The organism is Streptomyces qaidamensis, assembly GCF_001611795.1.
Classification (GTDB): domain Bacteria; phylum Actinomycetota; class Actinomycetes; order Streptomycetales; family Streptomycetaceae; genus Streptomyces; species Streptomyces qaidamensis.
Genome location: NZ_CP015098.1, coordinates 2,529,155 through 2,551,903, shown reverse-complemented (window position 1 = coordinate 2,551,903; position 22,749 = coordinate 2,529,155). Strand labels below are relative to the sequence as shown.

Below are 22,749 nucleotides of genomic sequence, written 5' to 3'. Positions count from 1 at the left end.
GCCGCCCTGTCCCGTTACGTATCCTGTGGCGTCGAACGGCTTTACGGGGGAAGGGGATTCGGCTTGCCGCTGCACAGCGACGACCCGAAATCGGTCGGCGGCTACCGGCTGCTCGACCGGCTCGGGGCCGGGGGCATGGGCGTCGTCTACCGGGCCAGAGCGCGTTCGGGCCGTGACGTGGCCATCAAGGTCGTCCACGCCCAGTACGCCGCGGACACCGTCTTCCGCGCCCGGTTCCGGCAGGAGATCGCGGCCGTCCGCAAGGTCAGCGGAGCCTTCACGGCACCGGTCCTGGACGCGGACCCCGAGGCGGCCCGGCCCTGGATGGCCACCCAGTACGTACCCGGGCCCTCGCTCGCGGGGCGGATCCGTGACCGGGGCGCCCTGCCGGACGCCGACCTGCGCGGGCTGGCCCTGGGCCTGGTGGAGGCCCTGCGCGACATCCACCGGGCGGGGGTGGTGCACCGGGACCTGAAGCCGGCCAACGTCCTGCTGGCCGAAGACGGCCCGCGCGTCATCGACTTCGGCATCTCCCGCGCGGCGGAGAACCACCAGACGCTGACCGAGACCGGCCAGATGATCGGCACACCGCCCTTCATGTCCCCCGAACAGCTCGTCGACGCCCGCGCGGTCGGCCCGGCCTCGGACGTCTTCTCCCTCGGGGCACTGCTGGTGTACTCCGTCACCGGGCGCGGCCCCTTCGACGCGGACAGCCCCTATCTGACGGCGTACCGGGTGGTGCACGACGAACCCGTGCTGACGGGCGTCGACGGGCCGCTGCGCGGGCTGCTGGAGCGCTGCTTGTCCAAGGAGCCCGCGGACCGGCCCCGGCTCGACGAGCTGGCCCGGGAGCTGGCGGACGTCCTGCCCGACCCGGCGGACGGCGACCCGGCCACCATGTCCCTGCGCGCGAACAGGCTCCCGGCCGTCGAGCCGGTCCGTCCCACGACCGTGGCGGACCCGCCGGGCCCCGACCGCCCCCGCCGCCGTATCCGCCCGCTGTTCGCCGCGACGGGCACGATCGGCGCCGCCGTCCTCGGCCTGACGGCCTATCTGACACTCGGCCCCGGCTGGGTGCAGAACGCGGGCCGCCAGGGCGCGTCACCGCCCGCGAACTCCCGGTGGGCGGCACCGCCGGCCGGCTGGAAGCCCTGGCAGACGACCGTGTACGAGACGGCCGGGCGCGGTGTGCGCAAGACGCAGCAGCCGGATTCCGGCGGGCTGCGGGGCGGTCCGGAGTGCCGGACGTACGAGGGGGCCGTCTACTGCGCGGGCGACGGCATCCTCCCCGTCCGCCTGGACGGAAAGACGGGCGCCACGGTCTGGCGCGCCGGCCCGGCGGCGGCCGTCACCGGCGACGCGTTCTCCAGGTTCGTGATCCTCGGCGTGAGGGACGACACGGTCCTGGTGCAGCAGGAGCCCCCGGGCGAAGGGGCGACCCGGGTCTTCGCGTACGACACCGCGACGGGCGACCGGCTCTGGGACCGCGCGGTGAACGACGAGCGCGCGGAGGTGGCCTTCTCCGGCGGCATCGTCGTGATCCCGGAGGGCGACGGCACCTCGGTGACGGCCCGCTCGCCCCGCACCGGCGCCCCGCGCTGGACGGAGCGGCTGCCCGCGAAGCACTTCTGCGGGGTCAAGGACGCCGCCGGGAACCTGTGGCTGGAGTGCGGCTCGGAGGAGACACCGGAAGCCGGTCTCGTCACGGAGCTGCACCCGGCCGACGGCTCGGCACGCCGGCTGAGCGTGCCGAGCAAGGCCGGCCTGGTCGGCGCCCTCGACGGCCGGCTCCTGTTCCTGGACCTGACCCAGGACGAGAACGGGAACGTCCTGATGGGGGAGGACGCGCCGTATGCGGCCATCCGGCTGGTGGACCCGGGCACCGGCGCGCAGAACACGACGAAGCTGGCCGAGGAGTACGAGGGCAAGGTGACGCTGGCGGACGGCACCCTGTGGTTCGCCACCGCCAGCGGACGGGTCACCGCCGTGTCGGCCCGCACGGGCAGACCGCTGTGGCGGACCTCCACCAGCCTGGAACAGCCGGGCGAGGCGACGTACGACCCACGGACCCGGGCCGTGTACCTGGCCAGCGCCAGCGGCCGCGTCGGGGCGCTCGACACGAAGAAGGGCACGCTGCTCTGGGAGACGCCGCCCAGGGCCCAGAGCAACGCCACCGACTGGGGCGCCACTGCGGTGCGGCTCCTCGGAGGAGCCCTCGTCGCGACCACCCCCGGCGGCAGCGTCTTCAGCCTTGCCCCCGCGCACCCCGAGCGGAAACCGCGCTCGGGGTGACGACGGACGGGGCCGGGGTTACGGCAGGGCCAGCATCCGCTCCAGGGCCAGCTTCGCGAAGGCCTCCGTCTCCTTGTCCACCTCGATGCGGTTGACGAGGTTGCCCTCGGCCAGCGACTCCAGGGCCCAGACCAGGTGGGGGAGGTCGATGCGGTTCATGGTCGAGCAGAAGCAGACCGTCTTGTCGAGGAAGACGATCTCCTTGCCCTCCGGTGCGAAACGGTTCGCCAGGCGGCGGACCAGGTTCAGCTCCGTGCCGATGGCCCACTTGGAGCCGGCCGGCGCGGCCTCCAGGGCCTTGATGATGTACTCCGTCGAGCCGACGTAGTCCGCCGCGGCCACGACCTCGTGCTTGCACTCGGGGTGCACCAGGACGTTCACGCCGGGGATGCGCTCGCGCACGTCGTTCACCGACTCCAGGCTGAAGCGGCCGTGCACCGAGCAGTGGCCGCGCCACAGGATCATCTTCGCCGCGCGCAGCTCGTCCGCCGTCAGGCCGCCGTTCGGCCGGTGCGGGTTGTAGACGACGCAGTCCTCCAGGGACATGCCCATGTCGCGCACGGCGGTGTTGCGGCCCAGGTGCTGGTCGGGCAGGAAGAGTACCTTCTCGCCCTGCTCGAACGCCCAGTCCAGGGCCCGCTTGGCGTTGGACGAGGTGCAGATGGTGCCGCCGTGCTTGCCGGTGAACGCCTTGATGTCGGCGGAGGAGTTCATGTACGAGACGGGCACGACCTGCTCGGCTATGCCGGCCTCGGTCAGCACGTCCCAGCACTCGGCGACCTGCTCGGCCGTCGCCATGTCGGCCATCGAGCAGCCGGCGGCGAGGTCGGGCAGGACGACCTTCTGGTCGTCCGACGTCAGGATGTCCGCGGACTCCGCCATGAAGTGCACGCCGCAGAACACGATGTACTCGGCCTCCGGGCGGGCGGCCGCGTCGCGGGCCAGCTTGAACGAGTCACCCGTCACGTCGGCGAACTGGATGACCTCGTCGCGCTGGTAGTGGTGGCCGAGCACGAAGACCTTGTCCCCGAGCTTCTCCTTCGCCTTGCGGGCGCGCTCCACCAGGTCCGGGTCGGACGGCGAGGGCAGGTCGCCGGGACACTCCACACCGCGCTCGCTCTTCGGGTCGGCTTCACGGCCGAGGAGCAGCAGGGCGAGGGGCGTCGGCTGTACGTCGAGCTCCTGGGTCTGGGCGGTGGTCACGACACGCACCCTTTCTGTTTCTGCGACTTTTCGTCGATTTGACGCTATCTATCATAACCGCTTCACGTCACTTTGACGATGGCCATAGCGTCTGTGTGACGTGAATCCCGATGGGCCGCCGTTCATTCCCGGGAAGACCCGGAAAGAGCCGTTTTCCGGTTCCCGATGCGTGTGCGAGCATGAAAAGGAGCCGATATCGAGCGCCCGGCCCCGGAATGATTCCGAGGCCCCGCCGGTTGGAACCGTCGGCAAGCAGTCTCCGTACAACCCGGGAGAGATGTAGATGTCCGTATCGGACGAGACCAGCACCGTCACCGACGGCATCATCCTGACCGACGCCGCCGCGTCCAAGGTCAAGGCGCTGCTCGACCAGGAAGGCCGCGAGGACCTCGCGCTGCGCGTCGCCGTCCAGCCCGGCGGCTGCTCGGGCCTGCGCTACCAGCTCTTCTTCGACGAGCGCGCCCTCGACGGCGACGTCGAGAAGGACTTCGATGGTGTGAAGGTGGTCACCGACCGCATGAGCGCCCCGTACCTGGGCGGTGCCACGATCGACTTCGTGGACACCATCGAGAAGCAGGGCTTCACGATCGACAACCCGAACGCGACGGGCTCCTGCGCCTGCGGCGACTCCTTCAGCTGAGCCTGCCGAGCCGCTTCGGCGGCCGCGGACACGACGAAGGCGGCGGCCCCCTCCGACGGGGCCGCCGCCTTCGTGCCGTACGGCCGCTCCTACCGCTCCCTGGTGGGCGGAGCCGGCAGCCGCGCGCCCTCCTTGGCCAGCGGGATCGCCTTGCCGTCCGCGTTCACGACCGCCCGGTCACCGAGCGGCTCGTCCAGCTGCACGGTCTTCTGGAACTCCTTGGCGATCAGGATGCAGACCTTGTTCGGCCACGGGGTCGACGTCACCGTGACCGTCACCTCGTCGCCCTTCTCGCTCGCCTTCACGTCGTAGTCGGAGCACACCCCGCCCGTGAAGGTCACCGTCAGCTCCGAGCCCTCGGCCCGGTAGCCGTTCACCTTCACCTCGCGCGGACCCGGATCCGCCGTCGGCCGGTCACTCGGCTCGCTCGGCTCGGGGGAGGCCAGGAACTTCGGCTCCACCGCCGGGTACGTCACCGTGAACGGGTCCTTCGCGCCCGGCGCCGTCACCTCGAACAGCCAGGACGGCACCAGCGCCTGCCGCCCGTCCACGACATGCGCGGCCAGCCCGAACACCGCGTTCTCGACCGTGACCGTGTCCCGCTGGGGAGCGCCGCTCGACGGCTGCTCGCAGGGCTGCTCCAGCCGGTCCTTCAGCGGCACGGGACTGGCGCAGCCGCCGACACCCATCCGGTGATCGCTCTTCGGCTGCCCCTCCATCAGGTCCAGCGCCTTCTCCGCGCCGACCACGGGGTACGTGTCGCCCTTCACCGGTTCCTTCAGCTGGCCGCTGCCGCCGACGACCTCGCCGTCGGAGCCGACCGTGATCCCGGTCGTCCAGCCGTGCGTGGGCAGTCCACCGACCTCGGGGGAGGCGTTCACCACCCGCTGGGCGCCCGTGACCTGGCTCGCGTCGAGCTTCGCGTCGTCCTGACCCAACGCCTTCAGCACCGGCGCCGCGGCCTTCACCGCCGCGTCCTCGCCCACCGGTGTGCCGCCGGGCTGCGGGGCGGTGCAGGTGTCGGTGCCCTTGCAGTCGTCGGTGCCCGGGGCGTACCGGCTGAACGTCCAGGCACCCGGCGCCTGCCGGTTCACCTGGAGGCTGGGCCCCGAGCCGTCCTGGCCCCCGATCTTCCAGGCCTCGCCCTGCGCCACCGGCGACCCGTCGATCCCGAGGGCCTGCGCCAGCCGGGCCACCTCCGCCTTCGTGACCTCGCCCTGCGCCCGGTACACCGGAGCCTTGCCGGGGCCGTCGGGGAGGGTGCCGTCGACCCGGTAGGTGGCGCCGTAGGGGTTGGGCTCGCCGGGAGCGATGCCGTTGCCGCCGCCCGCCGTGGACTCCGAGTAGCCGTCGAGTGCGAGCGGCGGGGGAGTGTCGTCCCCTCCGGGCGCACCGGACGACGTCCCGCCGCCCGACCCGCTGGACGCGTTGGAGGCGAGCCAGGCCCCGCCACCGCCGATCAGCAGCACGGCGGCGGCGACGGAGGCGATGATCGCGGGCGTACGGGGGCGGCCGCCGCCGTGACGGACCAGGTCCTCTTCGTCCCGGGAGAGGTCACCCACCGGTACCGGGGCGGCATCGGGGCGGGCTTCTTCCTCGACGCTCCCGGCTTCCGGTGTGCCCGGCTCTTCGGCACCCGCAGCCGCCTCCCCCTCGCTGCCCCCGTCGGCCCGTGCGTCCTCATCCGGCGCTTGAGAGGCCTCGGGGGCCTGGGCCTCTTCGGCCTCGGGGGCCTCTTCGGCCTCGGCAGCTTCTTCGGCTTCAGAAGCCTTGGCGGTCTCAGTGACCTCGGAGGTCTCGTCCGAGTCCGCGGCACCCGGCGACACCTTGGCCTCGGCAGGCCCCCCGGCTTCTGCCGACGCCCCGGCCTCCGCCGAGGTTCCGGCATCCGCCGTACCCGGCTCCTCGACCTCCGGGGCGTCGGCGTCGGCGGTGGCGCCGGCCGCTTCCCTGGCGTCGTCGTCTTTGTCGGGTCGCTCGGTGTTCACCGCATCGCTCCTTCGGCTGCACAGCTGTCCCATGGGACCCGGCCCGTCACCTACGGGCCCGCTGGTGGGTCGTATCCCGCCTCCCCTTTACGGGGGACAGCGATGGGACGCAGCGGGGGAGCACACGGTTCCCGCGTGTGCGCCGTTCAGTCCCCGTAGTCCTCCATGGCGTCGAGCAGCCGCGCCGACGCGGGGGGTACGGACACGCCGTGAATCAGGGCCGGGGAGACCGGCCGCGAGGCGACCCGGTCGGGGACCGCCCAGTGCGGAGCCATCCGCGCCCCGTCCCCGGCCAGCGACGCCAGATCGCCTTCGAGATCGACCGGAACGGGTGCATGGACCTTGAGGTTCGTCATAGCGGCACCGTATGCACGGTCGAGCTCACGGAGAAAGATCTACTATCGGGTAGTTTCGATGCCTTCAGAGCCGCCCCGCCCACCCGATAGCGTGAACTGTCAAGGTCCGCCTCCCTCAGGAGAATCCACGCCGTGCGCATCGCAGTCACCGGCTCCATCGCCACCGACCACCTCATGACCTTCCCCGGCCGCTTCGCCGACCAGCTCGTAGCGGACCAGCTGCACACGGTCTCGCTGTCGTTCCTGGTCGACAAGCTCGACGTCCGCCGCGGCGGCGTCGCCGCCAACATCGCGTTCGGCATGGGGCAGCTCGGCACCCGCCCGATCCTGGTCGGCGCCGCGGGCGCGGACTTCGACGAGTACCGCGCCTGGCTGGAGCGGCACGGCGTCGACACCGACTCCGTCCGCATCTCCGACACGCTGCACACCGCCCGCTTCGTGTGCACGACCGACGCCGACCACAACCAGATCGGCTCCTTCTACACCGGCGCCATGAGCGAGGCCCGCCTCATCGAGCTGAAGACCGTCGCCGACCGCGTCGGCGGCCTCGACCTGGTCTCCATCGGCGCCGACGACCCCGAGGCCATGCTGCGCCACACCGAGGAGTGCCGCTCCCGGTCCATCCCGTTCGCCGCCGACTTCTCCCAGCAGATCGCCCGGATGGACGGCGAGGAGATCCGCATCCTGCTGGACGGGGCCACGTACCTCTTCTCCAACGAGTACGAGAAGGGTCTCATCGAGACCAAGACCGGCTGGAGCGACGAGGAGATCCTGTCCCGCGTCGGCCACCGCGTCACCACCCTGGGCGCGCGCGGTGTACGCATCGAGCGGGCCGGCGAGGACCCGATCGAGGTCGGCACGCCGGACGAGGAGCGCAAGGCCGACCCGACGGGCGTCGGTGACGCCTTCCGCGCGGGCTTCATGTCGGGCCTGGCCTGGGGCGTCTCCCTGGAGCGGGCCGCGCAGATCGGCTGCATGCTGGCCACCCTCGTCATCGAGACGGTGGGGACGCAGGAGTACCAGCTGCGCCGCGGGCACTTCATGGAGCGGTTCACGAAGGCGTACGGGGACGAGGCCGCGGAAGAGGTTCGGGGGCGTCTGGCCTGAGTTCGGCTGCGGGTGCGTGGGGGTGATGCGCGCAGCTCCCCGCGCCCCTGAGCCTTCTCAGCCCGCCCGGCGGATCAAGTACGCCGTTCCTTGGTCCGCCGGCTCCTCGCCCACGTACTCCTGGTTCCTCATCTCGCACCACGCCGGGATGTCCAGGCGAGCCGCCTCGTCGTCGGAGAGGACCCGCACCACGCCACCCACGGGTACGTCACCGATGACCTTCGCCAGCTCGATCACCGGGATCGGGCACCGCTTGCCGAGGGAGTCCACGACCAGGACGTCCTCCTCGCGGACGACCTCGGAGACGACCGGCGCGCCCAGCTTCTCCCGCACGGCCGACACCGCCCCGGGCAGGACGGCCAGGAACCTCTCCACATCCTCCTCGGTCACCCCCGGCGGCAGCGAAACCCGCACATTCCCTTCACTCAGCACGCCCATCGCCCGCAGGACGTGGCTCGGCGTCAGCGTGCTGCTCGTGCAGGACGATCCGGACGAGACCGAGAAGCCCTCCCGGTCCAGCTCGTGCAGCAGCGCCTCCCCGTCGACGTAGAGACAGGAGAAGGTGACGACCCCGGGCAGCCGGCGCACCGGGTCGCCGACGACCTCGACGTCGGGCACCAGCCGCGGCACACCGGCCCGGATCCGGTCCGTCAGCTCCCGCAGGCGCACGGCCTCCTCGGCGGCCTCGGCCCGCACGGCCCGGAGCGACGCGGCCGCCGCCACGATCGCCGGGATGTTCTCGAAACCGGGCGCCCGCCCCGACTCCCGCTCGTCCACCGGCCCTTGCGCCGCGAACCGCACGCCCTTGCGGACCACGAGCAGCCCGACACCGGACGGCCCGCCCCATTTGTGCGCACTGGCCGTCAGCAGCGACCAGCCCCCGTCCACCGGCCCCCACCCGAGCGACTGCGCCGCGTCCACCAGCAACGGCACCCCGGCCTCCCGGCACACCTCGGCCACCGCCCCGACCGGCTGCTCGGTCCCCACCTCGTGATTGGCGGACTGGAGGCACGCCAGCGCGGTGTCCCCGCGCAGGGCATCGCCGTAGGCGACCGGATCCACCGCTCCGCCCCGGTCGACGGGCACCTGGGTGACGGACCCGCCGCCCCTCTCGTGCGCCTCGGCCGAATGGAGTACAGAGGAGTGTTCGACGGCTGACACGATCAGGTGGCGTCCGGCCCGCCGCCGCCCGGCCAGCGCCCCCGCAACGCCCGTGTACACGGCACGGCTTCCGGACGAGGTGAACACCAGCTCGTCTGCCCGGCACCCCACGGCCTCGGCGGCGGCCTCCCGTGCCGCGTCGAGCAGCATCCGGGCCCGACGCCCCTCCCTGTACAGGCGCGCAGGATCTGCCCACCCTTCATCGAGGGAGGCCAGCAGAGCCTGCCGGGCAACAGGATGAAGGGGAGCACCGGAAGCAGCATCGAAGTAACCCACTCGCCAAACCTAAAACGCCCAGCAGGCAAACGTCCTCAAAGGGGCACGGGGAACTGCGCGAACCGGCACAACGAACGCCGCACCCGCCAATCAAGCGAACACCCCACTCCACTAGGCCCCCCTCCCGGAGAACCCCCGGAGGGCGTCGGCTAGGGTTTGGTCCGCATAAACATCCAAACCCCTGCCCGACGCAGGGCCGCGACCGACCAGCGAGAAGGCCAGGCCGCAGCCGATCCGCGCGGGCGAGACTCTCGGGAAGGCGCTACGTGAGTCCCAACGGCTCCGACCGCTCGCCGCGGCGCCCGATGCGGCGGAAGCTGCTGCAGGCACTGACCGCGGGCCTGGTCTTGGCGACAGCCACCGGTTGCTCGTACAACTGGGAAGACTTCCCCCGCCTTGGTATGCCCACCCCGACCACGGAAGAGGCTCCGCGGATCCTCTCCCTGTGGCAGGGTTCCTGGGCGGCTGCGCTCGCCGTCGGCGTGCTGGTGTGGGGTCTGATCCTGTGGAGTGCTTTCTTCCACCGGCGCAGCCGCACCAAGGTCGAAGTTCCTCCGCAGACCCGGTACAACATGCCCATCGAGGCGCTGTACACAGTGGTCCCGCTCATCATCGTCTCGGTGCTGTTCTACTTCACCGCCCGTGACGAGTCCGAGCTGCTCAGCCTCAAGAAGAAGCCCGACGTCACGGTCAACGTGGTCGGCTTCCAGTGGAGCTGGTGCTTCAACTACATCGAGCCGGTCGCCGGTTCCACCGGGGACGCCAAGACCTCGAAGGAACTGGACGCGATCCCGGACCGCTTCAAGAAGGACTTCCCGGCGAACGCCGGCGGCGTCTACGACTGCGGCACCCCCGGCACCCGGAACCCGCAGACCAACAACCCGGGCCCGACGCTCTGGCTGCCCAAGGGCAAGACGGTCCGCTTCGTGCTGACCTCGCGTGACGTCATCCACTCCTTCTGGGTGGTGCCGTTCCTGATGAAGCAGGACGTCATCCCGGGCCACACCAACGCCTTCGAAGTGACCCCCAACAAGGAGGGCACCTTCCTGGGCAAGTGCGCCGAGCTCTGCGGCGTCGACCACTCTCGGATGCTGTTCAACGTCAAGGTGGTCTCCCCCGAGCGCTACGAGCAGCACCTCAAGGACCTCGTGGACAAGCAGCAGAACGGTTACGTTCCTGCCGGCATCGCGCAGACGAGCCACGAGAAGAACCGGGAGACGAACAACCTGTGAGCATCCTCAACGAACCCCAGGGTGCCGCGGCAGCAGGGTCCCACTACCAGGACGAGCTGCCGGTCAGGCGCCAGAACCGCGGCAGTGTCGTGGTCAAGTGGCTGACGACGACGGACCACAAGACGATCGGCACGCTGTACCTGGCCACGTCGTTCGCGTTCTTCGTCATCGGCGGCGTGATGGCGCTGCTCATGCGCGCCGAGCTCGCCCGGCCTGGTCTGCAGATCATGTCGAACGAGCAGTTCAACCAGGCGTTCACGATGCACGGCACGATCATGCTGCTGATGTTCGCGACGCCGCTGTTCGCCGGCTTCGCGAACTGGATCATGCCGCTGCAGATCGGCGCGCCGGACGTGGCGTTCCCGCGGCTGAACATGTTCGCCTACTGGCTGTACCTGTTCGGCTCGCTCATCGCGGTGGGCGGCTTCCTCACCCCGCAGGGCGCGGCCGACTTCGGCTGGTTCGCCTACAGCCCGCTCTCGGACGCGGTCCGCTCCCCGGGCATCGGCGCCGACATGTGGATCATGGGTCTGGCCTTCTCCGGCTTCGGCACGATCCTCGGCTCGGTCAACTTCATCACCACGATCATCTGCATGCGCGCCCCGGGCATGACGATGTTCCGCATGCCGATCTTCACCTGGAACGTGCTGCTGACCGGTGTCCTGGTCCTGCTCGCCTTCCCGGTCCTGGCCGCGGCCCTGTTCGCCCTGGAGGCGGACCGCAAGTTCGGCGCCCACATCTTCGACTCCGCCAACGGCGGCGCCTTGCTGTGGCAACACCTCTTCTGGTTCTTCGGCCATCCAGAGGTGTACATCATCGCGTTGCCGTTCTTCGGCATCATCTCCGAGGTCATCCCGGTCTTCTCCCGTAAGCCGATGTTCGGTTACACCGGTCTGATCGGCGCGACGATCGCCATCGCGGGTCTGTCGGTGACGGTGTGGGCGCACCACATGTACGTCACCGGCGGTGTGCTGCTGCCGTTCTTCTCCTTCATGACGTTCCTCATCGCCGTCCCCACCGGTGTGAAGTTCTTCAACTGGATCGGAACGATGTGGAAGGGCTCGTTGTCCTTCGAGACACCGATGCTCTGGGCGACCGGCTTCCTGATCACCTTCACCTTCGGTGGTCTGACCGGTGTCATCCTGGCTTCGCCGCCGATGGACTTCCACGTCTCCGACTCGTACTTCGTGGTGGCCCACTTCCACTACGTCGTCTTCGGCACCGTGGTGTTCGCGATGTTCTCCGGCTTCCACTTCTGGTGGCCGAAGTGGACCGGCAAGATGCTGGACGAGCGCCTCGGCAAGATCACCTTCTGGACGCTGTTCATCGGCTTCCACGGCACGTTCCTGGTCCAGCACTGGCTGGGCGCCGAGGGCATGCCCCGCCGGTACGCGGACTACCTCGCGGCCGACGGCTTCACCGCGCTGAACACGATCTCGACGATCAGCTCGTTCCTGCTCGGCATGTCGATCCTGCCGTTCTTCTACAACGTGTGGAAGACGGCCAAGTACGGCAAGCCGGTCGGCGTCGACGACCCGTGGGGCTACGGCCGCTCCCTGGAGTGGGCGACCTCCTGCCCGCCGCCGCGGCACAACTTCATCACCATGCCGCGGATCCGCAGTGAATCCCCGGCGTTCGACCTGCACCACCCGGAGATCGCTGCTCTCGACCAGCTCGAGAACGTGGGCCACGGTGACAAGGCCCTCGCTGGCGGCAAGGAGGCCGGCAAGTGAAGATCCAGGGCAAGATGTTCATGTGGCTGAGCGTCTTCGTGCTCGTCATGGCGGTCGTCTATGGCGTGTGGTCGAAGGAGCCGGCCGGCACCACGGCCCTCTTCCTGACCTTCGGCCTGTGCATCATGATCGGCTTCTACCTCGGCTTCACGGCCAAGCGGGTCGATGTCGGTGCGCAGGACGACAAGGAGGCGGACGTCGCGGACGACGCCGGCGAGGTCGGGTTCTTCAGCCCGCACAGCTGGCAGCCGCTCTCCCTGGCCATCGGTGGTGCCCTCGCCTTCCTGTCGATCGCGATCGGCTGGTGGCTGATGTACTTCTCGCTGCCGATCATCCTGATCGGTGTCTGGGGCTGGGTGTTCGAGTACTACCGCGGTGAGAACCGCACCCAGTAACACGCGCCGAGCGCTTCAGGGGCCCGGACACTCCGCAAGGAGCGTCCGGGCCCCTGCTTTTGCCGTAATACGTGTCACTCGTCCGGGTCGCTCGGCGTGCCGCTGTTGACGTTGCTTCCTAGCGTGAGCTCATGAGCCAGACAGTGATATCCCGCCCCCGCACCGTCGTCGGCTGCACGCTGCTGGTGATCGCCCTCTGCGCGGGCGTCACCGCCTGCGGCTCGGACGGCAACCCGCTGGCCGCCCGCCCCTACGACGCGGCGGACCAGGTCTCCTTCAACGCCCCCTCGGAAGGCCGCAAAAAGGCCGACCCGGACAAGCCCCTGGAAGTCGTAGAGGACTCCGACGGGCGCATCACTGACGTCACCGCCCACGACGCCTCAGGACGCTACGTGGCGGGCGAACTCGCCGCCGACGGCAGCCGCTGGCACAGCACCTCCCCGCTCGCCGCAAACGCCAGCTACACGGTCCGTGTGAGCACCGAGGACGAGGACGGGGCACCCGGCCGCAAGGTCGTCACCTTCGACACCGGCAAGCCGACCACCAAGAAGCGCCTGGACGTCACCTTCGGGCCCAAGACGGGCACCTACGGAGTCGGCCAGCCCGTCACGGCCGAGCTGAGCCAGCCCGTCAAGGACAAGACCCAGCGAGCCGTCGTGGAACGCGCCCTCAAGGTCTCCTCGACGCCCTCCACGGACGGCGCGTGGCACTGGGTGGACGACAAGAAGCTCCACTACCGCCCGAAGGACTACTGGCCCGCCCAGGCCACCGTCCAGGTCCGCAGCAACCTGCAGGGCATCAAGATCGGCGACCGGATGTGGGGCGGCAAGGCCAAGCCGCTGACCTTCTCCACCGCCGACAAGCTCATAGCCGTCACGGACGCCGCCGCCCACCAGATGACCGTCTACAAGAACGACGAGATCGTCCGGCAGATACCGGTCACCACGGGCATGCCCGGCTACGACACCCGCAACGGGGTCAAGGTCGTCCTGGCCAAGGAGGGCACCGTCCGCATGACCAGCGCCAGCATCGGCGCCGCGGACTTCTACGACCTGATCGTGCACCACTCGGTCCGGGTCACCAACAGCGGCGAGTACGTCCACGCCGCCCCCTGGTCCGTCGGCTCCCAGGGCTACGCCAACGTCAGCCACGGCTGCACCGGCATGAGCACCGAGAACGCCGCCTGGTTCTACGACACCGTCCGCGAGGGCGACATCGTCAAGGTCATCAACTCCGGCGGCGACATGATGGCCCCCTTCGGCAACGGCTTCGGCGACTGGAACCTCGACTGGGCGAAGTGGCGCACCGGCAGCGCACTCGTGGGCGGCACCCCGGACGGCCCGACGGAGGCCGACAGGGCCCGTCTACGCCCTCAGAGCGTCTAGACGCCCTCAGGGCACGTCCCTCAGGGGCACGTCCCTCAGGGCGCGGGGCTATATCGGACATGCGGCTGCGGGCGCGTGGGCGCGAACAACCCCCACGCGCCCGCAGCCGCCGACGAACAAGGCGAACCGAGCCCCTAGCCGACGAACAAGGCGGACCGAGCCCCTAGGCGTTCAGAGCCGCCTTGTCCCGCAACAGAGAAGCCAGCGCGGAGGCGAACTCCACCGGCTCCACCGGCAGGGTCACCGCGGACTCGGCCCGGCTCCAGGTCGCCAGCCACGCGTCCTGGGGCCGCCCGATCAGCAGCAGCACCGGCGGGCAGTCGAACACCTCGTCCTTGATCTGCCGGCAGACGCCCATGCCCCCCCTCGGCACGGCCTCGCCGTCCAGCACACAGACGTCGATCCCGCCCCGGTCCAGTTCCCGCAGCACCGCGTCCGGAGTCGCACACTCCAGGAACTCGACCACGGGAACGTCCGGAGCAGGCCTCCGTCCCGTGGCGAGCCGCACCTGTTCGCGGGTGTTGGAGTCGTCGCTGTAGACCAGCACCGTGGCGGTCGGCTGCATTGTTCCTCCGTGACGTCAGCGTCGTAAGGACAGGCCCGTTGGGCCGGATGCTACTCCCTTGAACACCACGTCAACACCGGTACGACCGGCTTAGACACTCCGAACGGCACCCCCCGGAGTGAGGGCGGGATAAGCGACCGACATAATGTCGGTCGTGGCGACAGCAACGACAGTAGAAACCGGGCACGCGCACCCGTCGGTCAATCGGCCGAACCTCACCAGCGTCGGAACGATCATCTGGCTGAGTTCCGAGCTGATGTTCTTCGCGGCCCTCTTCGCGATGTACTTCACCCTGCGATCGGTGACGGGTCCCGATCACTGGAAGGAGATGGCTGCCCATCTCAACTTCCCGTTCTCGGCGACGAACACCACCATCCTGGTGCTCTCCTCGCTCACCTGCCAGCTCGGCGTCTTCGCCGCCGAGCGCGGTGACGTGAAGAAGCTGCGGATGTGGTTCATCGTCACCTTCGTAATGGGTGCGATCTTCATCGGCGGTCAGGTCTTCGAGTACACGGAGCTGGTCAAGGAGGCGGGCCTGTCCCTGTCCTCCGACCCGTACGGCTCGGTGTTCTACCTGACCACCGGCTTCCACGGACTGCACGTGACGGGCGGACTCATCGCCTTCCTGCTGGTCCTGGGCCGGACCTACGCGGCCCGGAGGTTCACCCACGAGCAGGCGACGGCCGCGATCGTCGTGTCCTACTACTGGCACTTCGTCGATGTCGTCTGGATCGGTCTCTTCGCCACGATCTACATGATCAAGTAGCAGGGCCCGCATCCGCGCGTGCTCGACGAAGCGCGCATCCCAGAAGCATCGACGCAGAAGATCCTGACACCGGGGTAATCCGTGAAAAAGCTCTCCGCACGACGACGCCACCCGCTGGCGGCGCTCGTCGTCCTACTCCTCGCGCTGGCATGCACCGGGGGGCTGTACGCCGTGTTCGCACCCGCGGACAAGGCGCAGGCCGACGAAACCGCCCAGTCCCTCACCATCGAGGAGGGCAAGAAGCTCTACGCCGTCGGCTGCGCCAGTTGCCACGGCACCGGCGGTCAGGGCACCTCCGACGGGCCGAGCCTGGTGGGTGTGGGCGCCGCGGCCGTCGACTTCCAGGTGGCCACCGGCCGTATGCCGGCCGCCACCTCCCAGGGCCCCCAGGTCCCGGAGAAGAAGAACATCTACTCGCAGGCCGAGATCGACCAGCTCGCGGCGTACATCGCCTCGCTGGGCGCCGGCCCGTCGATCCCGACGGAGGAGCAGTACGGCCCCGAGGGTGCCGACATCGCCAAGGGCGGTGAGCTGTTCCGCAACAACTGCGCGCAGTGCCACAACTTCACCGGCAAGGGCGGTGCGCTGACACACGGCAAGTACGCGCCGAGCCTCGAAGACGTCGCCCCGAAGCACATCTACGAGGCCATGCAGACCGGCCCGCAGAACATGCCGTCCTTCCCCGACACCACACTGTCGGAGAAGAACAAGAAGGACATCATCGCGTACCTCGACGCGGTCAACAGCGAAAAGACCGAGAGCCCCGGCGGCCTCGCACTGGGTGGCCTCGGGCCGGTCAGCGAGGGCCTGTTCGGCTGGATCTTCGGTCTCGGCGGTCTGATCGCCGTCGCCGTGTGGGTCGCCGCCCGGACCGCAAAGGCCAAGAAGTCATGAGTAGCCAAGACATTCCAGAAGAGAACCTGCCTGCCGCGCAGTCCGCAGGACATGACCAGCACGGGCACGACGCGGTGAGCGTCGCGGACGACAAGCACCCGTTCGCCGACCCGGGCCTGCCGCCCCACGAGCACCGGATCCAGGACGTCGACGAGCGGGCCGCCAAGCGGTCGGAGCGCTCGGTCGCCCTGATGTTCACGGTGTCGATGCTGGCCACGGTCGCCTTCATCGCCTCGTTCGTGGCGATCCCGGTCGACAAGGCGGTCTACATCTGGCCGCTCGGCCACATCAGCGCCCTGAACTTCGCGCTGGGCATGACGCTCGGCATCGCGCTGTTCTGCATCGGCGCGGGCGCCGTCCACTGGGCCCGGACCCTGATGTCGGACGTGGAGGTCGCCGACGAGCGGCACCCGATCGAGGCGACGCCCGAGGTCCGCGAGAAGGTCTTCGCGGACTTCAACCAGGGCGCCAAGGAGTCCGCGCTCGGCCGCCGCAAGCTGATCCGCAACACGATGCTCGGCGCGCTCACGCTGGTGCCGCTCTCCGGCGTCGTGCTGCTGCGCGACCTCGGTCCGCTGCCCGGCACGAAGCTCCGCCACACGCTCTGGTCCAAGGGCAAGCTGCTCGTCAACATGAACACGAACGAGCCGCTGCGTCCGTCCGATGTCGCGGTCGGTTCGCTGACCTTCGCCAAGCCCGAGGGCCTGGAGGAGCACGACCACGGGTTCCAGAACGAGATCGCCAAGGCCGCCCTGATGATCGTCCGGATCCAGCCGGAGGACATCAAGGACAAGCGCGAGCTCGAGTGGTCGCACGAGGGCATCGTCGCGTACTCGAAGATCTGCACCCACGTCGGTTGCCCGATCTCCCTGTACGAGCAGCAGACGCATCACGTGCTCTGCCCCTGCCACCAGTCCACCTTCGACCTCTCCGACGGTGCCCGAGTGATCTTCGGTCCCGCCGGTCACGCCCTGCCGCAGCTCCGCATCGGCGTGAACGACGAGGGCTATCTTGAGGCGCTCGGCGACTTCGACGAGCCCGTCGGCCCTGCTTTCTGGGAGCGCGGATGAGCACTGCACAAGAACGACGCAAGGCGCCCGCGGGTGAGCGGGTCGCCGACTGGGCCGACGGCCGCCTCGGGATCTACTCCCTGGCCAAGGCCAACATGCGCAAGATCTTCCCGGACCACTGGTCCTTCATGCTGGGTGAGATCTGCCTCTACAGCTTCATCATCATCATCCTCACGGGTGTGTACCTGACGCTGTTCTTCCACCCGTCGATGAACGAGGTGGAGTACCACGGCAGTTACGTCCCCATGCAGGGCGTGCTGATGAGTGAGGCGTTCGCCTCCACGCTGGACATCAGCTTCGACGTCCGCGGCGGTCTGCTCATCCGGCAGATCCACCACTGGGCGGCGATCATCTTCCTCGCCGGCATGTTCGTGCACATGATGCGCGTCTTCTTCACCGGCGCGTTCCGCAAGCCGCGTGAGATCAACTGGCTGTTCGGCTTCCTGCTGTTCGTCCTGGGCATGTTCACCGGTTTCACCGGCTACTCGCTCCCGGACGACCTGCTCTCCGGCACCGGTGTCCGCTTCACCCAGGGCGCGATCCTGTCCGTGCCGATCGTCGGCACGTACATCTCGATGTTCCTGTTCGGCGGGGAGTTCCCGGGCACCGACTTCATCGCCCGGTTCTACTCGATCCACATCCTGCTGCTGCCGGGCATCATGCTCGGGCTCGTGGTCGGCCACCTGATCCTGGTCTTCTACCACAAGCACACCCAGTTCGCGGGTCCCGGCCGGACCAACAAGAACGTCGTCGGCATGCCCCTGCTGCCGGTCTACATGGCCAAGGCCGGAGGCTTCTTCTTCCTGGTCTTCGGTTTCATCGCGGCCCTCTCCGCGATCGCGACGATCAACCCGATCTGGGTCCTGGGCCCGTACCGGCCCGACCAGGTGTCGACCGGCGCCCAGCCCGACTGGTACATGGGCTTCGCCGAAGGCCTGATCCGGGCGATGCCGGGCTGGGAGATCAACCTCTGGGGCCACACACTCGTCCTGGGCGTGTTCATCCCGCTGGTGCTCTTCGGTGTGTTCCTCGGGATCATCGCCCTCTACCCGTTCATCGAGTCGTGGGTCACCGGGGACAAGCGCGAGCACCACATCCTGGACCGGCCGCGCAACGCCCCGACCCGCACCGGTGTCGGTGTCGCGTGGGTCACCGGCTACGTCATCATGCTGATCGGCGGTGGCAACGACATCGTCGCCACCCACTTCCACCTGTCGATCAACGCGGTGACCTGGTTCGTCCGGATCGGGTTCTTCGTCGGACCGGTCCTCGCCTTCATCGTCACCAAGCGCATCTGCCTCGGCCTGCAGCGCCGGGACAAGGAGAAGGTGCTGCACGGCCGCGAGTCGGGCATCATCAAGCGCCTGCCGCACGGTGAGTTCATCGAGGTGCACGAGCCGCTCAGCCAGGAGCAGATGTACACGCTCACGGCGCACGAGCAGTACCAGCCGGCCGAGATCGGCCCGACGGTCGACGAGAACGGTGTCGAGCGCAAGGTGAAGGGCTCCGAGAAGCTGCGCGCCAAGCTCAGCGACGCCTACTACGGCGAGGGCGCCCAGATCCCGAAGCCCACCGCCGAGGAGTACCGGGAGATCACGAGCGGCCACGGCCACCACTGATCACTGCTTCGCCACGCCACACGAGGGGCCTCGTCCGATCGCCGGACGGGGCCCTTCGTCATGCCCGGGGCTGGATAGGGTGGACCTCGTTGAGACTCTCGTCCCGTAGTGCGGGACGCCTGACCCTGGAGCGGCTTATGAGCGCTGTGACCCCCGCTGGAGGCGACACCGCGGCGGGCCGCTCCTGGCCCCGGCTGCTGAACGGCCTGCTGGACGGCAGGCACCTGAGCGCGGACGACACCGCCTGGGCGATGGACCGGATCATGCGCGGCGAGGCGACCGAGGCGCAGATCGCCGGGTTCGTCGTCGCGCTGCGCGCCAAGGGCGAGACCGTCGAGGAGATCAACGGCCTGGTCCGCACGATGTACGAGCACGCCAACGTGATCGAGGTGCCCGGGGCGACGGTCGACATCGTCGGCACCGGCGGTGACGGCGCGAAGACGGTCAACATCTCCACGATGTCCTCGATCGTCGTCGCCGGGACGGGCGCGAAGGTCGTCAAGCACGGCAACCGGGCCGCCTCCTCGGCGTCCGGGGCCTCGGACGTGCTGGAGAAGCTCGGCGTCAACCTGGAGCTGCCGCTGCACCGCGTCGCACAGGTCGCCGACGAGGCCGGGATCACCTTCTGCTTCGCGGTGAAGTTCCATCCGGCGCTGCGGCACGCGGGCGCGGCCCGCGGCCAGTTGGGCATCCGCACGGTGTTCAACGCCCTCGGCCCGCTCACCAATCCGGCCCGGGTCCGTGCCCAGGCGGTCGGCGTGGCGGACCCGCGCATGGCGCCGATCGTCGCGGGAGTCTTCGCCGAGCGCGGCAACTCGTCCCTGGTCTTCCGGGGCGACGACGGCCTCGACGAGCTGACCACCACGGCCACCTCCCGGGTGTGGATCGTCCGGCACGGCCAGGTGACCGAGGAAGCCTTCGACCCGCGTGACGTGGGCCTGGAACTGGTTCCGGTCGAGGCGCTGCGCGGCGCCGACGCCTCCTACAACGCCGAGGTCGCCCGCCGCCTGCTGGACGGCGAGAGAGGCCCGGTCCGCGAGGCGGTCCTGCTGAACTCGGCGGCGGCACTGGTGGCCCTGGAGCCCACCGCCGCGCCGCTGGCCGAGCAGATCCGCGCCGGGATGGCGAAGGCGGCCGAGTCGATCGACTCGGGGGCGGCGAAGCGGACACTGGAGCGCTGGGTGGCCGCGAGCAACGCGTAGCGGATCCCGTTCTGCGAAAGGACCGGCGTCCCGCGATCCGGACTCGGGTTGCGGGACGCCGATCTTTTCGCGTACGTTCCTGATCAGGTCATGAGTGACAGTCATGAGGCCCCGGCCGACTGTCCGGCAACCCTCCGTCCGTGGCGGGGTGCCCCGGGTGAAGACCAGGCCGCAGGCAGCGAGGTCTGTGGCAAGCGCGGACCCCTCGAGATACCAGGGGTCCTGGTCGTCGAGGAGCCTCCCGTGAGCAAGCGAATGCGATAGGGCCGCAGAGCCCCGCCTCCGCACACCCTTCTTCTCTCACCCCCATGCTTCTCACGGGAGTTCCGCCATGTCCGTCCCCACCCTTGCCTCCGCCCCGTCTGTTTGTGCACCGTTGCCCGTTCTGGGACGGGATGTCACCGTGCCGCTCGTGACCGGCGGCGAGGTCACCTACGCCGCGCTCGACTACGCCGCCAGCGCCCCGGCCCTCCAGCGGGTCTGGGACGACGTCGCCGCCTACGCGCCGTACTACGGCAGTGTCCACCGCGGTGCCGGGTACCTCTCCCAGCTCTCCACCGACCTGTTCGAGAACGCCCGCCGGACCGTCGCCGAGTTCCTCGGCTGCCGCGAGGGCGACCAGGTCGTGTTCACGCGCTCGACCACCGACTCCCTCAACCTCCTCGCCGCCGCCCTCCCCGCCGACTGCCAGGTCTTCGTCTTCGAGACCGAGCACCACGCCGCCCTGCTGCCCTGGCGCAACGCTCGCGTCACCTGCCTCGACGCCCCGCGTACCCCCCGCGAGGCCGTCGAGACCCTGGAACGTGCCCTCGCCGACCGCACTGTGTCGATCGAGGGGGGCCACGGGCCGGCCCTGGTGTGCGTCACCGGCGCCTCGAACGTCACCGGCGAGCTGTGGCCCGTACGGGAACTCGCGGCGGCCGCGCACACCCACGGTGCGCGGATCGTGCTGGACGCCGCCCAACTGGCCCCGCACCACCCGGTGTCCGTCGCGGACCTCGACGTCGACTGGGTCGCCTTCTCCGGGCACAAGCTGTACGCGCCCTTCGGCTCGGGCGTCCTGGCCGGGCGGGCCGACTGGCTGCGCGCGGCCGAGCCGTACCTCGCGGGCGGCGGCGCCAGCCGCAAGGTCAGCCGGCGCCAGGACGGGGGAGTGGAGGTGGAGTGGCACGACAGCGCCGCCCGTCACGAGGCCGGGTCGCCCAACGTCATCGGCGCCTACGCCGTCGCCTCGGCCTGCAAGGCGTTGACCGAGGCCGGCTTCGACACCCTCGTCGCCCGTGAGCAGCACCTGGTCCGCGCCGTGCGGGAGGGGCTCGCCGACGTCCCGCAGGTGCGGTTCCTGTCCCTGTTCGGGGACGACGCGCCGCGCGTCGGCGTGCTCTCCTTCGTCGTCGAGGGCTGGAACAGCTCGCACTTCGCCGCCGCCCTGTCCGCCGAGTACGGCATCGGCGTACGGGACGGGCTGTTCTGCGCCCACCCGCTGGTGCGCACGCTGCTCGGCAGCGACCCGCAGGCGCAGGGCGAGTGCGGGTCGCCGGAGGCGGCGCCCGGGGAGAAGTCGCTCAACGCCATCCGGGTCAGCTTCGGCGCGGGCACGCCGGACGAGCACGTGGAGCGGTTCGTCCGGGCGGTGAAGGAGCTCGTGACGGACGGGGCGAAGTGGAACTACCGCACCGAGGACGGGCGCTGCGTGCCGGACACCTCCGCCTGAACCGGCAGCCGGGTGCCCAGGACGATCATCTTCAGGGCGCGTTCGGTGGCGTCCGTGAGGAGTTCGCTCGCGCGCAGCAGGGCCTCGGCCAACTCCATCGGGGCGGGCAGGATGCCGTGGCAGGCGTCCACGCCCGGCACCTCGCCCGCGCCCTCGCCGAGCGTGCCGGCCAGGGCCAGGACGGGCCGGCCGTAGAGCTTGGCGCGGCGGGCCACCTCGGCGGGGACCTTGCCGCGCGGCGTCTGGAGGTCCAGGGCACCCTCGGCGGTGACGACCAGGTCGGCGCGGGCCAGCCGGGCGTCCAGGTCGAGGTGGTCCAGCAGCACGTCGAAGCGGGGGAGCAGCCGGGCGCCCAGGGCGGCCAGACCCGCTCCCAGGCCGCCGGAGGCTCCCGTACCGGGCCCGGAGCGCAGGTCGCCGTCCGGCACGGCGGCATCACGGGTGAGCACGAACGCCCAGTTCTCCAGGGCCGCCGACAGCTCCTCCACCTGCGCGGGCGTCGCGCCCTTCTGCGGACCGAAGACCCGGGCCACGCCCCGCTCGCCGCACAGCACGTTGTACGGGTTGCAGGCGACGAGCAGCTCCACCTCCGTGAGCCGGGGGTCCAGGCCGATGAGGTCGATGCGGTGCAGGCGCGTCAGCTCCCGGCCCCCGTGGGGGAGTTCGCGCCCCTCGGCGTCCAGCAGCCGCGCCCCGAGTGCCTGGAGGGCGCCCGCGCCCCCGTCCGAGGTGCCCGAGTCGCCGCAGCCGACGAGGATCCGCCGGACGCCCGTGTCCAGGGCGGAGCGGATCAGCTCGCCGACGCCGTACGTGGTCGTGGCGCCCGGGTCGCGCAGGCCGTGCGGGACGAGGGAGAGGCCCGCGACCGCCGCCATCTCCACCACGGCGGTGTCCCCGCCGCCGAGGAGGGCGAAGTGCGCGGCGATGGTCTGCCCGACCGGGCCGGTCGCGGCCGTGGTGACGATCCGGCCCCCGGTCGCGGCGGCCAGGGCGAGAGCCGTGCCCTCGCCGCCGTCCACCAGGGGGACGAGGTCGATGTCGGCGCCGGGCAGGACCCGGCGTACGCCGGCCGCGATGGCGTCGGCGGCGGCCTCGGCCGACAGGGACTCCTTGAAGCCGCTGGGGGCTACGACGACACGGTTCAGCACGGA

Annotated in this window: 19 protein-coding genes and 1 riboswitch; of the genes, 13 read left to right on the top strand and 6 right to left on the bottom strand. The window is 70.0% G+C overall.

All coding sequences use genetic code 11. From position 1 onward, the window contains the following. Positions 1 to 63: 63 nt before the first annotated feature. The gene (locus A4E84_RS11175) at positions 64 to 2,292 is read left to right on the top strand and encodes a protein kinase domain-containing protein (protein ID WP_062926412.1); all 2,229 of its coding nucleotides are present in this window, start codon (positions 64 to 66) and stop codon (positions 2,290 to 2,292) included. 18 nt (positions 2,293 to 2,310) lie between these two features. Here A4E84_RS11175 and nadA read toward each other — a convergent pair whose 3' ends face one another. Continuing rightward, entirely contained in the window at positions 2,311 to 3,495 is a 1,185-nt protein-coding gene (gene nadA, locus A4E84_RS11170; protein WP_062926411.1) for a quinolinate synthase NadA, read from the bottom strand. Positions 3,496 to 3,778: 283 nt separating this feature from the next. Between nadA and erpA the strand changes: the two genes are divergently transcribed. Then, complete coding sequence (erpA, locus tag A4E84_RS11165) at positions 3,779 to 4,135, top strand: iron-sulfur cluster insertion protein ErpA (protein WP_030837535.1); 357 nt, start codon at positions 3,779 to 3,781, stop codon at positions 4,133 to 4,135. A gap of 89 nt (positions 4,136 to 4,224) precedes the next feature. Here the strand turns inward: erpA and A4E84_RS11160 are convergent, their stop codons facing one another. Continuing rightward, a complete protein-coding gene (locus A4E84_RS11160) occupies positions 4,225 to 6,123 on the bottom strand; it encodes a hypothetical protein (protein ID WP_062926410.1) in 1,899 nt (632 codons plus the stop codon). 146 nt (positions 6,124 to 6,269) lie between these two features. After that, on the bottom strand, positions 6,270 to 6,479 hold the full coding sequence (locus A4E84_RS11155) for a hypothetical protein (protein WP_062926409.1): 210 nt from the start codon (positions 6,477 to 6,479) through the stop codon (positions 6,270 to 6,272). Positions 6,480 to 6,611: 132 nt separating this feature from the next. On the opposite strand from A4E84_RS11155, the gene A4E84_RS11150 reads away from it, so the two are divergent. Further along, complete coding sequence (locus A4E84_RS11150; RefSeq protein ID WP_062926408.1) at positions 6,612 to 7,586, top strand: carbohydrate kinase family protein; 975 nt, start codon at positions 6,612 to 6,614, stop codon at positions 7,584 to 7,586. A 57-nt stretch (positions 7,587 to 7,643) separates the two neighbouring features. On the opposite strand, the gene A4E84_RS11145 is transcribed toward A4E84_RS11150, so the two are convergent. Next, positions 7,644 to 9,023, bottom strand: a complete 1,380-nt coding sequence (locus tag A4E84_RS11145; RefSeq protein WP_079128936.1) for a cysteine desulfurase/sulfurtransferase TusA family protein — start codon at positions 9,021 to 9,023, stop codon at positions 7,644 to 7,646. A gap of 266 nt (positions 9,024 to 9,289) precedes the next feature. On the opposite strand from A4E84_RS11145, the gene ctaC reads away from it, so the two are divergent. From ctaC to A4E84_RS11125, 4 genes are all read left to right on the top strand, one after another. Then, positions 9,290 to 10,255, top strand: coding sequence for an aa3-type cytochrome oxidase subunit II (gene ctaC / locus A4E84_RS11140; RefSeq protein ID WP_062926406.1), 966 nt, complete (start codon positions 9,290 to 9,292; stop codon positions 10,253 to 10,255). Next, complete coding sequence (gene ctaD / locus A4E84_RS11135; protein WP_062926405.1) at positions 10,252 to 11,988, top strand: aa3-type cytochrome oxidase subunit I; 1,737 nt, start codon at positions 10,252 to 10,254, stop codon at positions 11,986 to 11,988. The genes ctaC and ctaD overlap by 4 nt, the downstream gene beginning before the upstream one ends. Then, positions 11,985 to 12,383 (top strand): cytochrome c oxidase subunit 4, encoded by a 399-nt coding sequence (locus A4E84_RS11130; RefSeq protein ID WP_062926404.1) that lies wholly within the window; start codon positions 11,985 to 11,987, stop codon positions 12,381 to 12,383. The genes ctaD and A4E84_RS11130 overlap by 4 nt, the downstream gene beginning before the upstream one ends. Before the next feature lie 131 nt (positions 12,384 to 12,514). Beyond that, a complete protein-coding gene (locus A4E84_RS11125) occupies positions 12,515 to 13,768 on the top strand; it encodes a L,D-transpeptidase (RefSeq protein WP_062926403.1) in 1,254 nt (417 codons plus the stop codon). 163 nt (positions 13,769 to 13,931) lie between these two features. Here A4E84_RS11125 and A4E84_RS11120 read toward each other — a convergent pair whose 3' ends face one another. Further along, positions 13,932 to 14,333, bottom strand: coding sequence for a hypothetical protein (locus A4E84_RS11120; RefSeq protein ID WP_062926402.1), 402 nt, complete (start codon positions 14,331 to 14,333; stop codon positions 13,932 to 13,934). A 145-nt stretch (positions 14,334 to 14,478) separates the two neighbouring features. On the opposite strand from A4E84_RS11120, the gene ctaE reads away from it, so the two are divergent. From ctaE to A4E84_RS11090, 6 genes are all read left to right on the top strand, one after another. Further along, complete coding sequence (ctaE, locus tag A4E84_RS11115) at positions 14,479 to 15,099, top strand: aa3-type cytochrome oxidase subunit III (RefSeq protein ID WP_033312739.1); 621 nt, start codon at positions 14,479 to 14,481, stop codon at positions 15,097 to 15,099. An 81-nt stretch (positions 15,100 to 15,180) separates the two neighbouring features. Continuing rightward, positions 15,181 to 15,993, top strand: a complete 813-nt coding sequence (gene qcrC, locus A4E84_RS11110; protein WP_062926401.1) for a cytochrome bc1 complex diheme cytochrome c subunit — start codon at positions 15,181 to 15,183, stop codon at positions 15,991 to 15,993. Then, positions 15,990 to 17,063 carry a cytochrome bc1 complex Rieske iron-sulfur subunit gene (gene qcrA, locus A4E84_RS11105; RefSeq protein ID WP_062926400.1) on the top strand — a complete coding sequence of 358 codons (1,074 nt, stop codon included), beginning with the start codon at positions 15,990 to 15,992 and terminating at the stop codon, positions 17,061 to 17,063. The genes qcrC and qcrA overlap by 4 nt, the downstream gene beginning before the upstream one ends. Beyond that, positions 17,060 to 18,682: a cytochrome bc1 complex cytochrome b subunit gene (qcrB, locus tag A4E84_RS11100; protein WP_062926399.1), complete on the top strand. Its 1,623-nt coding sequence runs from the start codon at positions 17,060 to 17,062 to the stop codon at positions 18,680 to 18,682. The genes qcrA and qcrB overlap by 4 nt, the downstream gene beginning before the upstream one ends. 137 nt (positions 18,683 to 18,819) lie before the next feature. Next, on the top strand, positions 18,820 to 19,884 hold the full coding sequence (gene trpD / locus A4E84_RS11095; protein WP_062926398.1) for an anthranilate phosphoribosyltransferase: 1,065 nt from the start codon (positions 18,820 to 18,822) through the stop codon (positions 19,882 to 19,884). An 86-nt stretch (positions 19,885 to 19,970) separates the two neighbouring features. After that, positions 19,971 to 20,087, top strand: a riboswitch (SAM riboswitch). A 128-nt stretch (positions 20,088 to 20,215) separates the two neighbouring features. Then, positions 20,216 to 21,598 carry an aminotransferase class V-fold PLP-dependent enzyme gene (locus A4E84_RS11090; RefSeq protein ID WP_062926397.1) on the top strand — a complete coding sequence of 461 codons (1,383 nt, stop codon included), beginning with the start codon at positions 20,216 to 20,218 and terminating at the stop codon, positions 21,596 to 21,598. Here the strand turns inward: A4E84_RS11090 and A4E84_RS11085 are convergent. Continuing rightward, complete coding sequence (locus A4E84_RS11085) at positions 21,553 to 22,746, bottom strand: glycerate kinase (RefSeq protein WP_062926396.1); 1,194 nt, start codon at positions 22,744 to 22,746, stop codon at positions 21,553 to 21,555. The two genes, A4E84_RS11090 and A4E84_RS11085, sit on opposite strands and share 46 nt — an antisense overlap. Between the last annotated feature and the right edge of the window lie 3 nt (positions 22,747 to 22,749).